The organism is Pseudoalteromonas sp. SR44-5, from assembly GCF_014163675.1.
Classification (GTDB): domain Bacteria; phylum Pseudomonadota; class Gammaproteobacteria; order Enterobacterales; family Alteromonadaceae; genus Pseudoalteromonas; species Pseudoalteromonas rhizosphaerae.
Genome location: NZ_JACJDT010000003.1, coordinates 138,274 through 154,018 on the forward strand (window position 1 = coordinate 138,274; position 15,745 = coordinate 154,018).

Here is a 15,745-nt window from a genome sequence, read left to right on the forward strand (position 1 = left end):
AACCCCTACTTTTAGCTACCATATTCATTTTATTGTGGCTTTTGAGTGCCAATCAAAAATTCACAGTATTCTGTGAATTAATGTCAAAACAGGCTCAGAATCACCTAAATTCACAATAAACTGTGAATTTATGTCACTACTAACCTAACTAGTATCACTAATTCAACAGCCCTTCCACCCATTCTAAAACTAGGCGTGTATCTCGGGTTTGAAAGCGCTGTTTATTCGGTATGTAGTAGCAAAACTCAGATTCAACCGCGTGAGTATTAAAGTTTTTAAGTAACTCGGTGTTTAAAAGTCGTTGCACAAGAGTGGTTGAGCAAAACACCAGTCCTGAGCCTGCCATAGCTTCTTGAATGCCAAATAGCTCTTGGTCAAAGGTTTTGATAATAAATAACGCAGGATCTAAGTTGTTTTGAGTAAGCCATTGTTTAAGTGGTGGCTCACTCAGGGCGTTGTTTTTCCATTTTGTGGTATACAGCGTAACAGGGCCATTTTGCCATGGGATATCGGCGGCTTTGTATGAGCCAAACAGGTTAAAATGTTCGGTTTTTATAATGTCATCTGCGTTTATATTGCGCTGCTGGCCAAAGCGAATGGGTAATGTGTGTAATTGTTTATCAACGGCTTCACTGGTTGATATATCTACCTCAAGATTAGGCTGGTTTATAGATAATTCCTGCAATGCGGGTATTAAGCGCAGGGCGGCCAGTGACGAGGTGGTGGTTATTTTAACTGTTGCCCCTGTGGCTTGCACAGTTGCCAGTGCTTGGTCGATGCGGTTAAAGCCGTCACTTGTGGCCGCACTTAAATATTCACCAGTGGGAGTGAGAGTGATCTTTCTTACTTGGCGGTAAAATAAATCCACATTTAAACGGCTTTCAAGATTATTTATATGGTGTGAAATCGCGGTTGGCGTGAGTGATAGTTCATCAGCGGCGGCTTTAAAGCTGCCTAAACGCGCCGCAGCTTCAAAGGCTTTAAGCGCTTGTAGTGATACTAGCATAAGTGATATTGGCAAATAATAAAATTGACTATAGATGAGTATAACTTATTTATAGGTGAGGTTAACTCGTTTGTGAAAAGCCTCTGTTAGTTGGATGATGACCGCACAATTACTAACAGGATAAACAGCATGACCACCCTACTACACATTGATGCAAGCATCAGAGCCGTTAAAAATGACAATCCAGATCACGATTCAATCTCTAAAAATATTGCTAAGCGTTTTATAGAGAGCGTTACTCAGCAGCAAAGCATAGATGAGTATATTTATCGTGATGTAGGTGTGAATCCGCCGCCTTTTATTACCCAAGACTGGATAGGTGCGGTATTTACTCCTGATGATAAAAAGACTAATGAGCAAAAGCAGTTACTGGCGTTGTCAGACTTACTCATTGCAGAAATTGCTGGTGCTGACATTATTGTGATTTCCTCGCCTATGTATAACTACGGTATGCCAGCGCAGCTGAAAGCCTGGTTTGATCTAGTTGTTAGGATCAACAAAACTTTTGATTTTGATCTGGCCCGTGGAAACTTTCCGCTGCTGCCTTTACTTGGCGGTAAGACTTTGGTTGTGATCACCTCAAGCGGTGAGTTTGGTTTTGAGCAAGGTGGTATTCGTGAGCATATGAGCCATTTAGTGCCGCACTTACGTACGTTGAGCAAATATTTAGGCGTGAGCACAATTCATGAAATTGCCTGTGAGTATCAAGAGTTTGCCGATACTCGTCATCAACAATCACTAGAAAATGCTTACAGTCGAGCTAAAGAGCTTGCGCTGCATCTCAGTTATGTTGCTGCTTGAAAGCTCTTATTTAACGGCTTCCTGAAACTGCGCTAAGTCTAGCTTTGTTACGGCTATGTCTTCTTTGTTAACTGCGCAGCTTATAAATAAGCTCTTTTGCCAAATATAACTTTTTGGGTAGCTGTAACCAATGCGTTTGTATTTACCTTGATACTGCATGGTCGGTAGAGTTTGTTGGTCACGAAAAGTCATAACCACGTTGTTTGCTTTATTGATAAACCAGCTAGGCTCTAGCTCATCGCTAACATATTTACTAAAAGGCCGGTTGTTAGGCTTTTAAATCCTGTTCAATAACGCCATTTAGTGACGTGCCTGCTTTATTTAATACCGATTTAAACTCACCCCAATTTATGCCACCTTCACTTTGGCTATATAAAACATGTGTATTTGGGCCATCTTCGTCTTTTTTTGAGGATTGCATGAGGTAATTATCGTTATGTATCATTTCGATACTAGCAAGCCATTAACTCAGCGGCTACTGGGTTTGCATAAGCTAGCTTTAAACATTAGTTGCTTGTATTATTTTTACTCAAAACGTAATGGGGGTTTACAAAAGCGATCTTTGTTTACGTGTGGTAAATTCAAAAACTTATATTCTTAATGACAAGCTAACTACCACACGGCGGCCAAATTCTTCTGCTTTCATTAATGAACTCGCATAGTCGGTTTTAGCTGTGCGGGTGAGTGTTTCATTGGTGGCGTTAAACATGTCTAAGCGCAGGCTGGCATTGGCTGAGTAAAACCAGCTGAAGCTTAAGTCAGTGCTGGTGTAAGCCGCAACATAAGTGTCGGCATTATTACTAATATCGCGTTGTTCAAGAAACTCACTGCGGTAATTAATATTAAATGCAGCTTGCCATTTATTATCACTGACCAAAAAGCGCAGGTTACCTGTCCAGTCAGAGACTCCTTCAACTTTAAAGTGATTGCCAGCGAAGGTGCTTACATCAGCTTTGTTTATATGGGTTATGCTTGCTGATAATTGGCTTTGTAGAAACCATGGACTATATATCGGTAACTGCCACTGGCTACTTGCTTGTAAGCCATTTATCTTGGCTTTGCCATCGTTAGTACGTTGCAATGAGTTATATTGCAGGCCTTGATAATTTAAGCTTGCTGCTTGCTCAACAATAAAGTTATTCATGTGGTGGTTAAAGCCCAGCAATTGCGCGTTTAAATCTGCTTGTTGCCAGTTAACAGAGAGCGTACTGGTATTGGCTATAACTGGGTGTAAATTGGGGTTACCCAGCTCTGCATAAGGTAAACCACCTGAGTTTATATGCAGTTTTGGGTTTAAATCAGAGTAATTTGGCCGATTTAAAGAGCGGCTAAAGCCCCCTCGCCATTGCCAAAATTGCGAAGGCTGCCATTTTAAATTAACGGACGGTAACCAAGTGTTATCTTTATTGCTGCTATTGATGGGCGCTAATTCCCCTGTTGTTGCAAGCTGCGAGCCTTTTGTTTCACTTAATGTATTGCTGTATCGCAAGCCTGTGCTTAACGTTACTTGCTCAAATTGCCACTTTGAAGAGATGTATCCTTCCTTTGATACAAAGCTTACTTTGTAACTATTTAATCGGTCACTATCACTCATTTCAGCGAACGATAAATCAATATCATAAAGTTGAAAAAGGTCACTTTTTGGGATTAGCCAAGGCTGTACATCTGCGTTCATAAACTCAGCTGAAAATTTATTAGTGATTGGTTCAAGCCAACGACCATCTAGATTCGGTAGTTGCTCTAAAGCTAAGGGGGATAAACTTATATCTTTGCGGGTGTAGTCATAATGTTGGGTTGAATGTAAAAAGCCGATATCCAGCGCTTGTAAGCCCCAATAATTTTCACGACTCCAATGACTATCAATGCCCCACTCGTCCACTTCATTAAGCACATTAATAGTGCGTTTGCTCATTTGATTAATATGTGAGTAGCTACTTACCAACCCTAGGTTGCCTGCAAAATTAAAGCTATCAACCGATGTATTTTGTAAAACAACGTCTGCCTGCATAGGCGAAATAGCCCCATGAACGCGAGAGATAGGTTCTTTGGTTTTACTGTTTGCTTTACTGCTACTGTAAAATGGCAAAAGCGTTAAGGGTAAATGCGCACTTGGTTGCCAGTTAGCATCAACTTGTATGGTTTGGTTGGCATAATATAAGTTGGATTCTTCACGGCTTGTTTTGGCATTTACATCGTTAAACACAAATTGGTTTAAGCTATTATTTTCATCGTTAACCTGTGCTTGAGCTGACTGACTTTGTGGGTTAATTGAAATACGGTGCTCATCAAACGAAAAGTCAGTATCTGATCTAAACCACAGAGTATTAAGCTTTAAACGCTCAGTAGCTTGCCAGGCTAAAGCGCCATAATATGTTGCGCGAGTGCGATCTTCGTTTTCTATGGTCAGTGCTAAGCCATCTGTAGGCACCAAGATGTTTTTATTAATATCAGGCCATTGGTAAGGCTGCGGTGCGCCGCCATTTTCTCCCCAGTGCCAGGTTTCAAACTGAAACTGACGTTGCAGACGGTTTTCATAGTTCATTTTTACCATCACAGCTAAGTCACCATCTGCTGTTTTGGCATTGCCTGTTAATCCAAAGCTTGGTTGAAGGTTTTGTTCACCTTCAAGCGCAGCGGTGGTGAGCATAACTTGTAGGTTATTGTCTTGATAAGCAAGGGGGTCATCGCTGAGCAAGTTAACGGTAGCGCCTACTGCACCACTAGGAAGGCTTGAATTTGAAGTTTTATAAACCGCGATATTTGAAAATAACCCAGCGCTAAATATATCAAAGCGATGTTGTTGCCCATATTGGTTTGAGTTACGAACGTTTTCGGTATTTGCAAGGCGATGACCATTGAACAGCGTTAATTGATATTCCGCACCCAATCCCATGGCATTAATATTAAGGGCTTCACCGCGATCGCGGGTAATGCTTATACCGGGTACTGCTTGTAGTGCCTCGGCAAGATTTTCAGCTGGCAGTTGATTGAGCATTGCGCCTACAGCTATTTCGCTTTGCCCTACATAGTTACTCTTTATTTGTTGGGCGTAGTTAATTGCTTGTTGGTAATTGTGGTTATAGGCATCACCATTGGATGGTGTGGGTAACGACTCGGTTACTGTTACTTCTTCAAGCACCTGCGTATTGTTAGTTTCGGGTATTGATATTGCCGGTGCTGGTACTGATGTTGCGGTTTGAAAAATAACGATGCCAGAAGCGGTTTTTTGCCAGCTTAATTGCCTAGGAGTCAGCCATAAATCAAGAGTTTGCTCAAGTGTGGTTTGAGTACTGGGCTCAACGGTTAAGCCTGCTAGTAATGAGGTGTTGTATATTATCGCAGTGGAAAACCGTTTAGATAGGTCAGTTAATTGCTCTATTAAACTGGCCGTTGCGGCATCAGCTGCAATAGAAAAAATCGAGAGTGCTACACATAAAAAACTGCTTATACGTAACATCTATGAACGGCCTTGCTACTTCATTAATAAAACGACAGTGTGCAGAATATAAATGAACAATTTATGACAATGCCACCAACTGCAAAAATATGCTCAAACTAGTTTGTTGGCGACAATACAATACTGTCGTCAAAGCGATTAACCTCAAGCTGGTTTAATTGCGCGATTAAAGATGCCGCGCCAACGACATCGGTTGTTTTAAAACGACCGCTGACTCGTAAGTTAGCATCCACATTACTCAGAACTAATGGTTTGTCGGTATAGCGATTAAGTTGAAAAATAGCATCATTAATGGTGACATTTTCTAAATCAAGCCAGCCAAGTTGCCAATCAGGCTGCTGTGCTTTAAATGTACTTACAATAATATGATTATTATGAACGCGAGCTCGCTGCCCTTTTACTAATTCTACTCGCTGTGCGTTATCTGGTGTGGTTACCGCCACCTTGCCATGAAACACATCAATTGTGGTTTCGCGTAGGGTTTTATCGATATTAAAAGCGGTGCCTAATACGCTTATTGTTGCGTTACCGGTATTGATGGTGAACGGGCGATGTTCATCACGTTTTACTGAAAAATAAGCTTCGCCTTTACTCAGGGTTGCTTGTCTGGCTTTATCGTTTTCATTAAATTGCAAATTAGTGTGTGTATTTAATGCAACTTCAGAGCCATCTGACAAAGTAATATCAGTGGCTTCAGTGGCAAAATACTGTTGTGCAGCAACGAGCGAAGAAGCTTCAGGGGTTACCTCTGAGCTTAATTGCATAACGCCAACCACGGCCACAATAATACTGGCTGCAAGCGCACTTCCCCACAACCAAAAAGGCTTTTCTTGGCTAGGTTCTGCCTGTGTTGGCTGATTCACTTGTGTTTGTGAGTCTAATTTTTGTAATGCTGCAATGAGTGCGGCATCTTGCCAAATCGCTTGCTTAAGTGGATCTTTATTTTCATCGTCATGTTTGGATGAGGTGACCATGTTATTTCTCTATCTATCTCTATTATTGATATAACGACTTAACGTTCATTAAGGGGACACTTAGTCGGCAATAAATTCGCTGATTGCGTCTTTGAGCATATCCATCGCGCGGGAAATATGCTTTTTTACCGCTTCTTCTGAGAACCCTAAGCTTTGCGCTATTTGTTGGCGGCTTTCGCCATGTAACCGCCTTCGAGTAAACACATCACGACGTAGCGCAGGCATTTGTGTGAGTACCTGTTGATATAAACGCAGTCGTTGCTCATGGTCGAGTAAGTTTTCAAGGGAAAGCTCTGTACTTAATGGCTCATGCTCTAGGCACTCGGGATATTTACTTTGCTCTTTGTGATGGTCAATCACTAAATGATGTGCCATCCGATAACCATACGCTAGTGGGTTATCAATATGATCGGTACATTCTATTTTTAATGCTTTGAGCAACAATTTTTGAAATAAATCGTCCGCATCGGCTTGTTCACCAACCGCCCGACGAAAGAAACTTTTTAATGCATCTTGATTCGCAATAAAACATTTAACCAATGGTCGATGAGATTGACTTTGCTTGCTTGCAAGCGATAGAGGCGGTTGTGTTTGCGATATCATTTTATTGTATTTACAGCATTTTCCTTTAATTAGGCGCCATACTAGAGCAAAAAAGTGGATATTGATGTGATCATTTGATGACATTTTTATGAGCGCGCTGTCGCAAAACCGACATAAAAACTTCATCAAATAAATACGTCCCCTATTAAATTTTTGCACCGTCATTAGAAGTGAAATCAATTTAAAGTCGTAATACATACAACAGGACCAACATGATGACTAAGCGAATTTTTACTCTATCACCGTTAGCATTAGCACTTAGCTCGTTATTTGTAGCACCAAGCTATGCACAAGAAACTGAAAAAGAAGATCAAGCGATGGAGCAAATCGTCGTAACCGGTAGTTATATTAAAAGCTTAGAGCAAGCGATTGATTTAAAACGTAGTAATATTGGCTTTTCTGATTCGATAGTCGCTTCAGATATTGCGGATTTTCCTGAGCAAAACTTAGCCGAAGCGCTACAGCGTATGCCAGGGGTGACTATTGAGCGTAATAAGGGCTTAGGTCAAAAGGTGAATGTACGTAGTTTACCGAGTGAATTTACGTTCGTATCAATCAATAATCTTGCTACGGCATCGGGCAGTGGCGGACGTGATGTTGAATTTGATATGTTTGCCTCTGAAATTATTCAAAGTGTTACTGTAAAAAAATCATCAACGGCTGCGGATGAAGAAGGCGGTATTGCAGGTTCAGTCGCAATCACAACAGCAAGACCATTTGATTATGACGGCCGTAAGTTAGTGGCATCGGTCGAAGGGGCTTATAACGAAATATCAGAAAAATCAGATCCTAAACTAACCTTTTTAGCCAGTGATATATTTGGTGATTGGGGGGCACTTGCCTCGTTTGCATTCTCTCAACGGACTAATCGTACTGATAGTAACTCAGGGATCGATTTTCGCCCCCTTTCTCGATTTTTAGAAAAGAAAGGCTCATCGCAATGGCAATCTGACCAAGCTGCGGACGTATTAGAGCGTGATACCGGTATAACAATTAATGATCGCTTTGATAGTGATGAAACAAGCCGCGTGGTGTTTTTAAATAAAGTAGGCGATCGTTCATACTTAACAGAGCAAGAAAAATGGGGTGCAACACTATCATTACAATATAAACCTAGCAGCGAATTTAGCTTAACCTTTGATGGCTTACTGGGTAATTTTGATGATCATGAAGACGAATATGATGCATCCGCTTATGCCGCATCAAGTGTTAGCTCTTTAGAACGCATTAATCAATATGATAGCTCTACGCTAGGTGATTACGGTATCACTGTTCTAACCGACGTTGACTATGCGGCTACTCAACACGAATTTTTAAGTAAAGAACACAGTAGTGATACTGACTACCAACAATTTAGCATTGCAATGGACTGGGTTGTAGGTGACTGGGATATATACGGTTTAGTGGGTTATAGTGGCGCAGATAAAACAACCGAATCCACTAATTTAAAACATACAGCCTATCGTGCAACACGTTCACGTTATACCAGCACAGGCGCAGAAACTATACCAAGTAATAATCCTGATACATTTGATATGTATAACTCACCTGAGGCTTATTTATTTGACTATAACGAAGTTAATCTTGAAGCAATCTCAGATGATAAATATGCTGCTCAATTGGATTTCTCTCGCCAATTTAGCTTAGATTCCTTCCCTGCGTTAACCAAGTTGCAGTTTGGGGCGCGGTATACCGACAAATCAAAAGAGCGTAATTATGGTACTAACCGAGCAACAGGTCCATCAGTAGGTGATACCTCTTGGGTAGGCACGCGTACGTTAGCTGACAGTGAACTAACTAATATTTCAGATTTGGTTAATGGTGGCGAGTATCTATCTGACGTACCGTCTAAACAAGGTTGGAGTCAAATTTCTAATCGTTATGCTCGTAACCAACTTAGATATGAAGGCTTTGGTGTTGATTTCGAACCAGACCAATATTATCAAGTAGAAGAAAAAACCACGGCTATTTATGCAATGGCTGATTTTGCTTTTGATATTGGCGATATGCCCGCAACCTTGAATACCGGTGTGCGTTATATTGATACTAAAGTTGATTCATCAGGTTATCACCAAGTACAAAATGATGATGGCTCAACATCTTATACGTCAACACCAGTCTCTAAAAGTGGTGGTTACACTGAAGTACTGCCAAGTATTAACTTTACCCTTGAGCTTAATAATGACTTAGTTTTACGTGCTGCGGCATCACAAACGCTTATGCGTCCATCATTAACGGATATCGCTTATAAACGTACAGTGAGCTTAAGTGAGTTTAAATATCGCGATGGTAACCCTGATTTAAAACCAACCTATGCTGATCAATGGGAACTGGGCTTGGAGTGGTATTTAGAAGATGGCGGCTTATTAGCGGTTTCTTACTTTGAAAAAGAAATTGAAGGCGTCGTACGTGAATCACTCACTGGTGTTGTTAATGGCGTAACTAAGTACAATGATAATGGTACTGTTGACGGTGTTTATGATTTTGATGTTTATCAAAAAGTGAATGCCGAAGGCTCGTATGATGTTAGTGGTGTTGAGTTTATTGCACAAATTCCATTTGCTCGTTTTAGTAGCATGTTAGAAGGTTTTGGTGTCAATGCTAACTACACGACATTAAATAACTCCTTAACGGGTGCATCTGACTTAGGTATCCCTACCCCGCCAGAGGGGCTTGCAGATGAAACCTACAACCTGACTTTTTATTATGAAAATGAAAGCTTTGATGCGCGTATTTCATATAACTATAAAGACAAATACGTAGAGTACATTGAGCGTGATATGTATCCAGTTTATCGTGATGCGTATGGTCAAACAGATGTCTCATTTGGTTACAGCATTAATGATTCAGTAAAATTCACATTAGAGGGCATTAATATTACCGATGAAGCGACTAAAGGATATACATTAGATCCAGCTTTCCCATCAATGTATGAGTTCTCTGGAAGACGCTTTGCATTAGGTGTTCGCGCTATATTTTAATATATTATAAAGCTAATAACCGGAAGCATTTTGCTTCCGTTTTTTTGTTTAAAGTGTTCCAGTCACAGGATATTTAAAATGAAGTTTCTCATTTCATTGCTCATTTGTTTGAGCAGTACACCGCTTTTTGCTGCGCCGGCTACAAACACCCAAATAGCCTTTGTGCCCGACATTCACTTTCACGATATTTATGGGGACTTTTCTGATGCGGGGTTTGCGGGCATACCAGTCGATAAAGCAAAGGATGCGGTGAGCATTCGCAGCATGCAGGCGCAAATTCATTCAACTCGCTTATTTAATGAAAACTACTTTGCGTTAATCGCCACCCTTGATGATATTGCCGCTAAAGGCGTAAAACTAGTTGCCCTGCCTGGGGATTTTACTGATGATGGCCAACCTGTGCATCTTAATGGTTTAAAAACGATACTAGACGATTATGCAAAAAAGTACGGTATGCGTTTTTTTGCTATTCCAGGTAATCATGATCCGGTTCGGCCATTTAAAACCGCCGGCGGAAAATCAGACTTTTTGGGTTCTAAAGGTCAGCAAATTGGTATTTATTCAACCGATCATCCTCGTTGTGAACATGTAGCTAAAGATAATCACTCATTAGTATGCAGCGATAAAATCGCGCATGCTGGTTATCAAGAGCTTGTAGAGATAATGGCACCGTTTGGTTTGCAGCCAGATAGCCGCGACTTACTCTGGGAAACGCCATTTGGTGAGCAGGTATCGCTGGTTGAACGTAGTTATTCGCAATGCGCGAAGAATAATAAAGCACGTTGTAAACAAGTCCCCGATACCAGCTACTTAGTAGAGCCTGTCACTGGGCTTTGGCTATTGGCAATTGATGCGAATGTGTATGTTCCTGAGTTTAAAAATGGCACGTTAGTGTTTCAAGGATCTGGCAATGCGGGTTATAACAAAGTATTGACTGAAAAACCTTATTTGATGAAATGGATCACCAATGTTGTTAAACGCGCGAAAGAGCAACATAAAACCTTAGTCGCGTTTAGCCATTTTCCGATGGGGGAGTTTTACGATGGCCAAACGCAGTCGATTAAATCACTGTTTGGTGATACGGCTTTTCAGTTAGCCAGAGAGCCTAGTCGTGATACTCGGAAATTACTCGCCGAAACTGGTTTGAAACTGCACATTGGCGGGCACATGCACATGAACGACACAACGGTCATTGAGAGCGAGCATAACACCCTATTTAATATTCAAGCACCTTCTATCGCGGCATACCGCCCTGCTTATAAGTTAGTCACACTTAATAAACTGTCAGCAAAGGTGGATACGATTACGATTGATAACGTTGCCCAGTTTGACCAACTGTTTAGCGCCTATCAAAAAGAGTATGACTATCTAAACAAAAATGCCCCAGAGCAGCTGTGGAATAACCGTATTTTGACAGCCAAAAGCTACCACAGTTACAGCAAAATGCACTTACAAGCTTTGGCAAAGTGGCGGTTTATTCCTCGTGAGTGGCCACAAGACTTTCGTGAGCAAGTATTGAATATGTCGTTATTAGAGATCACGGCTCTGTTTAACAATAATAGCCAGCTATCTAAAGTACAGCGCCAAGGCTTACAGGCTAAAACAGTGCTCGATTTTATCGCCGACTTTTACTTAGTGCGTAACGCTGGAACGCTTGCGTTTGCTGATATTAGCCAAACAACTCAGCAAACTTATCAAACAATGGCAAACTTATTAAATAACAACACAAGGTGTGTTGTAAGTAGTGACAATAAAGGTAAAAACATTTGTCAGCTAAAATCAGCCCTAACTCAAGCATTTAGTATTTACGATAACCTTAATCATGCGCTGCCAGATAAATGCTTGATTATTGATATGTCAGAAAATAAGTCGTTGCAAAACTGTGCCGCGGATACTGCATCACAATAACTTAGGCGTTAATAATTTGTATTATGTAATGGGGGTTTACAGCGGCTAGACAGCTCAGTAGTTGTATTAGTTAGATAAAAGCGCGAGCATAAAATATGCTCGCGTCTTCTAGTGCTTTACTTAAATATCAAAGCGGTCGGCGTTCATTACTTTAACCCATGCATTTACAAAGTCTTGCACAAAACGCTGTTTGTTATCGTCTTGAGCGTAAAACTCGGCAAGGGCTCGTAAAATAGAGTTAGAGCCAAATACTAAATCTACGCGGGTTGCGGTCCATTTAGTATTACCAGAGCTGCGCTCAACAATGTTGTACGTGCTTTTACTTGCCGGTTCCCAGCGATAGTTCATATCGGTTAGGTTAACAAAAAAGTCATTGCTTAATGTACCCACGTTATCGGTGAATACACCATGCTGGCTGCCACTGTGGTTAGTGCCTAGTACACGCATCCCACCAAGTAGTACTGTCATTTCAGGGGCTGTTAACCCCATCAGTTGTGCTCGCTCTAAAAGTAGCTCCTCGGCTGAAACAGCATAATCTTTTTTCTGCCAGTTTCTAAAGCCATCATGAATTGGTTCTAATACATCAAACGACTCTGCATCGGTCATGTCGTCGCTCGCATCGCCGCGACCTGCTGCAAATGGTACGGTGATATCGACACCCGCAGCTTTTGCTGCCTGCTCAACGGCTGCTGTACCGCCAAGTACAATTAAGTCCGCTAAACTCACCGGTTTGCTTAAACTTGCTTGTGCTGTTTCAAGGGCCGTTAACACCTTAGCAAGTTTTTCAGGCTCGTTACCTTGCCAATCTTTTTGCGGGTTTAAGCGAATGCGTGCACCGTTGGCACCACCACGGTGATCAGAGCCACGATAAGTACGGGCGCTATCCCATGCAGTGCTGATCAAGTCACTGGCGCTAATGCCTGCATTTAGCAGTTTGTCTTTAAGTTCGCTAATTTCAGCATCAGATAATGTGTAATCTACGCTTGGGATGGGATCTTGCCAGATCAAATCTTCGCTTGGTATATCTGCACCTAAATAGCGAGATTTAGGGCCTAAGTCACGGTGAGTGAGTTTAAACCAAGCCCGTGCAAACACATCAGTGAAATAGTCAAAATCATTATAAAAACGTTCAATAATTTTGCGATAGCTTGGGTCCATCTTCATTGCCATATCGGCATCGGTCATAATCGGGTTTAAGCGAATTGATGGATCTTCAACATCAACAGGTTTATCTTCCTCTTTAATGTTTACCGGTTCCCATTGGTTTGCACCCGCTGGACTTTTGGTAAGCTCCCATTCGTAATTTAACAGTAGATAGCAATAACCGTTATCCCATTTAGTTGGGTGAGTTGTCCACGCACCTTCAATGCCTGATGTCATAGTATCGCGGCCTATCCCGCGCGTTTTATGGTTGTTCCAACCTAGGCCTTGCTCAAATACATCTGCGGCTTCAGGCTCTGGGCTAAGATTCTCTTCGCTGCCATTGCCATGGGTTTTACCCACCGTATGGCCGCCCACCGTGAGCGCTGCTGTTTCTTCGTCATCCATCGCCATGCGAGCAAAAGTTTCGCGTACTTGTGCCGCAGTTTTGAGTGGATCTGGTTGGCCGTTTACGCCTTCTGGATTAACATAAATTAACCCCATTTGCACTGCAGCTAACGGGTTTTCCATGGTGTCTGGTTTTGCTACGTTGTCGTAACGTTCATCACTTGGCGCAAGCCATTGCTTCTCCGCGCCCCAATAGACGTCTTTTTCTGGATGCCAAATGTCTTCACGCCCGCCGGCAAAACCAAAGGTTTTTAAACCCATTGATTCATAAGCCATATTGCCGGCTAAAATAATTAAATCGCCCCACGATAACTTATTACCGTATTTTTTCTTGATAGGCCAAAGTAAGCGACGTGCTTTATCAAGGTTAGCGTTATCAGGCCATGAGTTCAAAGGAGCAAAGCGTTGGTTACCTGTACCGCCACCACCACGGCCATCAGCTAAACGGTATGATCCTGCTGAGTGCCACGCCATACGGATCATCAAGCCACCATAATGACCCCAATCGGCAGGCCACCAATCTTGGCTTTGTGTCATCAGATTTTTTAAATCGGTTTTAACGGCTTCAAGATCTAATTTTTTAAATTCTTCAGCGTAATTAAAGTCATCGCCATAGGGATTAGGTTTAGTATCGTGTTGATGAAGAATGTCTAAATTTAAGGCCTTTGGCCACCAATCAGTATTGGAATTAGACGATTGTGTATTGCTACCATGCATGATTGGGCATTTACCCGCACCTGAATTGCTCATTTTTAGCTCCTTTATCGGAATATAAAACTCGGTCTATAAATCGCTATGTTGAAAAGCTTAGTTCATAACAATTAACTTGCTACTGAATGTAATACTTTGATTGATAAACCTTGTTGAAGTTCATCCCTTATACCAATATAGAATATTAACGATTAAAAACTAGATCTAGATCAATACTTTAAAACGATTGCAGCCATCTATAAATTAGATGCAGTTTCCTAAAGTAAGTTAGCTACAGCCATGCAAAACCCTTTTTTAATGGTGGGCCCTTTTGAAAATTAACATCAGTACTTAAGCTATAAATATAGCGCGCTAATCAACTGTGGCAGTTTGCTTATAAATATTTAAAATTAATCCAATTGTTTAAATTAAAATGTTACTTTCTAAACAGCTATTAAAATAGGGTGGAAAATGCATGATTGACTTTATTGCTGTTTTTATTACTTTTTTTGCTGTTATTGACCCCATAGGCACGGTGCCAGTATTTGTTGCCGTGACCGAAAAGTACGATGCAAAAACGAAACGGCGCATTGCACTAATGGCTACATTGGCTTCGGCCGCAGTGCTGATATTTTTTGTCGTGATTGGCGAAATAATCTTAAAAGCCTTATCTATTCCCTTACCTGCGTTTCAAATTTCAGGGGGAATTGTTTTATTTTTATTTGCATTGAGTATGATATTTGGTGATAGCAAACCCGAAGAAGAACTCAAGCTGCTTGTTAAATCGGATAAAGAAACCGCTATTTATCCGATTGCTGTTCCCTCGATTGCCAGTCCTGGCGCTATTTTAACGGCTGTATTGTTAACAGAAAACGCTATTTTTAGTATTTGGGAACAACTGCAAACAGCGTTAGTTATGCTATCTGTTTTGCTTGTGGTTTATATATTAATGCTGTTATCGGGCTATATCAGTAAAGTGATTGGCAGTAGTGGCGCCAGCGTTATTAGCCGTGTGATGGGGCTAATTTTATCGGCAATTGCTACAACAAATATACTCACAGGGTTTACAGAGTATTATAAATCGGTGGTAGTTTAATGTATGGTTGATATTAAAGTGTAACAAGGACTTATTGTGTACAAACTATTTTATTACCCGCTCAACGCCAGTATGGCGCCGCACTTTATCCTCGAAGAACTGCAAACTGATTTTGAATTAATTTTAGTGGATAGAAAAAACGAGGCTCATAAAGCAGCCAGTTATTTATCCTTGAACCCCGCAGGGCGAATACCTACATTATTGGACGCTCAACAAGTCGTTTTTGAAAGTGCCGCTATCTGTATTCATCTTGCTGAAGCACATCCTGCTAAGATGCTTATTCCGCAAATAGGTGAGCACAATCGAGCTGCGTGCTTGCAATGGATGATGTATCTAACGAATACCTTGCAAGCTGAGCTCATGGTCTACTTTTATCCGCAGCGCCATAGTATCGATAGCAGTCATATCAGTGCCATTGTCGCTGCACAAGAAAAGCGAATTGCCGACATATTTGCTTTACTGGATGCCCAGCTGGAAAATCAAACATTCTTAGTTGGTGAGCAACTTAGCATCTGCGATTTTTACTTGTTTATGCTTGCGATATGGGCGGATGAACTAAAACAACCACCGCTTTCTTTTGAGTACCTCAACAAGTATTTACGTCGCTTAGCTAAGCGAGAGTCGATTATTAACGTGTGTAAAAAAGAAAATCTCAGTTTGGTTGATTATCAATAATAGGAA

General features: G+C 41.2%; 12 protein-coding genes. 5 read left to right on the plus strand and 7 right to left on the minus strand.

Annotated features, from left to right (window positions below):
- Positions 1–157: 157 nt before the first annotated feature.
- Positions 158–1,006 carry a LysR family transcriptional regulator gene (locus H5154_RS02640; protein ID WP_182717302.1) on the minus strand — a complete coding sequence of 283 codons (849 nt, stop codon included), beginning with the start codon at positions 1,004–1,006 and terminating at the stop codon, positions 158–160.
- A gap of 129 nt (positions 1,007–1,135) precedes the next feature.
- Here H5154_RS02640 and H5154_RS02645 point away from each other — a divergent pair, with 129 nt between their 5' ends.
- Positions 1,136–1,807 carry an FMN-dependent NADH-azoreductase gene (locus tag H5154_RS02645; protein WP_182717303.1) on the plus strand — a complete coding sequence of 224 codons (672 nt, stop codon included), beginning with the start codon at positions 1,136–1,138 and terminating at the stop codon, positions 1,805–1,807.
- Between the two features lie 6 nt (positions 1,808–1,813).
- Here the strand turns inward: H5154_RS02645 and H5154_RS02650 are convergent, their stop codons facing one another.
- From H5154_RS02650 to H5154_RS02670, 5 genes are all read right to left on the minus strand, one after another.
- Positions 1,814–1,999 (minus strand): hypothetical protein, encoded by a 186-nt coding sequence (locus H5154_RS02650; protein WP_182717304.1) that lies wholly within the window; start codon positions 1,997–1,999, stop codon positions 1,814–1,816.
- 76 nt (positions 2,000–2,075) lie between these two features.
- Positions 2,076–2,228, minus strand: coding sequence for a hypothetical protein (locus H5154_RS02655; RefSeq protein WP_182717305.1), 153 nt, complete (start codon positions 2,226–2,228; stop codon positions 2,076–2,078).
- Between the two features lie 168 nt (positions 2,229–2,396).
- Positions 2,397–5,264, minus strand: coding sequence for a TonB-dependent receptor (locus tag H5154_RS02660; RefSeq protein WP_182717306.1), 2,868 nt, complete (start codon positions 5,262–5,264; stop codon positions 2,397–2,399).
- A 98-nt stretch (positions 5,265–5,362) separates the two neighbouring features.
- Positions 5,363–6,238 (minus strand): FecR family protein, encoded by an 876-nt coding sequence (locus H5154_RS02665; protein WP_182717307.1) that lies wholly within the window; start codon positions 6,236–6,238, stop codon positions 5,363–5,365.
- 60 nt (positions 6,239–6,298) lie between these two features.
- Positions 6,299–6,841 (minus strand): RNA polymerase sigma factor, encoded by a 543-nt coding sequence (locus H5154_RS02670; RefSeq protein WP_182717308.1) that lies wholly within the window; start codon positions 6,839–6,841, stop codon positions 6,299–6,301.
- A gap of 212 nt (positions 6,842–7,053) precedes the next feature.
- Here H5154_RS02670 and H5154_RS02675 point away from each other — a divergent pair, with 212 nt between their 5' ends.
- Together H5154_RS02675 and H5154_RS02680 are read left to right on the plus strand one after the other, a co-directional pair.
- Entirely contained in the window at positions 7,054–9,822 is a 2,769-nt protein-coding gene (locus H5154_RS02675) for a TonB-dependent receptor (RefSeq protein ID WP_259398439.1), read from the plus strand.
- 78 nt (positions 9,823–9,900) lie between these two features.
- Positions 9,901–11,730: a metallophosphoesterase gene (locus H5154_RS02680; RefSeq protein ID WP_182717309.1), complete on the plus strand. Its 1,830-nt coding sequence runs from the start codon at positions 9,901–9,903 to the stop codon at positions 11,728–11,730.
- Between the two features lie 120 nt (positions 11,731–11,850).
- On the opposite strand, the gene katG is transcribed toward H5154_RS02680, so the two are convergent.
- Positions 11,851–14,028: a catalase/peroxidase HPI gene (katG, locus tag H5154_RS02685; protein ID WP_182717310.1), complete on the minus strand. Its 2,178-nt coding sequence runs from the start codon at positions 14,026–14,028 to the stop codon at positions 11,851–11,853.
- A 415-nt stretch (positions 14,029–14,443) separates the two neighbouring features.
- Here katG and H5154_RS02690 point away from each other — a divergent pair, with 415 nt between their 5' ends.
- A complete protein-coding gene (locus H5154_RS02690; protein WP_149980324.1) occupies positions 14,444–15,064 on the plus strand; it encodes a MarC family protein in 621 nt (206 codons plus the stop codon).
- 36 nt (positions 15,065–15,100) lie between these two features.
- On the plus strand, positions 15,101–15,739 hold the full coding sequence (locus tag H5154_RS02695) for a glutathione S-transferase family protein (RefSeq protein WP_182717311.1): 639 nt from the start codon (positions 15,101–15,103) through the stop codon (positions 15,737–15,739).
- The last annotated feature ends 6 nt before the right edge of the window (positions 15,740–15,745 follow it).

What these genes read in the sequence shown, in the direction of transcription:
- H5154_RS02640 (WP_182717302.1), bottom strand. Translation starts at nt 1,006, where the DNA reads ATGCTAGTATCACTACAAGCGCTTAAAGCCTTTGAAGCTGCGGCGCGT.
- H5154_RS02645 (WP_182717303.1), top strand. Translation starts at nt 1,136, where the DNA reads ATGACCACCCTACTACACATTGATGCAAGCATCAGAGCCGTTAAAAAT.
- H5154_RS02650 (WP_182717304.1), bottom strand. Translation starts at nt 1,999, where the DNA reads ATGACTTTTCGTGACCAACAAACTCTACCGACCATGCAGTATCAAGGT.
- H5154_RS02655 (WP_182717305.1), bottom strand. Translation starts at nt 2,228, where the DNA reads ATGCAATCCTCAAAAAAAGACGAAGATGGCCCAAATACACATGTTTTA.
- H5154_RS02660 (WP_182717306.1), bottom strand. Translation starts at nt 5,264, where the DNA reads ATGTTACGTATAAGCAGTTTTTTATGTGTAGCACTCTCGATTTTTTCT.
- H5154_RS02665 (WP_182717307.1), bottom strand. Translation starts at nt 6,238, where the DNA reads ATGGTCACCTCATCCAAACATGACGATGAAAATAAAGATCCACTTAAG.
- H5154_RS02670 (WP_182717308.1), bottom strand. Translation starts at nt 6,841, where the DNA reads ATGATATCGCAAACACAACCGCCTCTATCGCTTGCAAGCAAGCAAAGT.
- H5154_RS02675 (WP_259398439.1), top strand. Translation starts at nt 7,054, where the DNA reads ATGATGACTAAGCGAATTTTTACTCTATCACCGTTAGCATTAGCACTT.
- H5154_RS02680 (WP_182717309.1), top strand. Translation starts at nt 9,901, where the DNA reads ATGAAGTTTCTCATTTCATTGCTCATTTGTTTGAGCAGTACACCGCTT.
- katG (WP_182717310.1), bottom strand. Translation starts at nt 14,028, where the DNA reads ATGAGCAATTCAGGTGCGGGTAAATGCCCAATCATGCATGGTAGCAAT.
- H5154_RS02690 (WP_149980324.1), top strand. Translation starts at nt 14,444, where the DNA reads ATGATTGACTTTATTGCTGTTTTTATTACTTTTTTTGCTGTTATTGAC.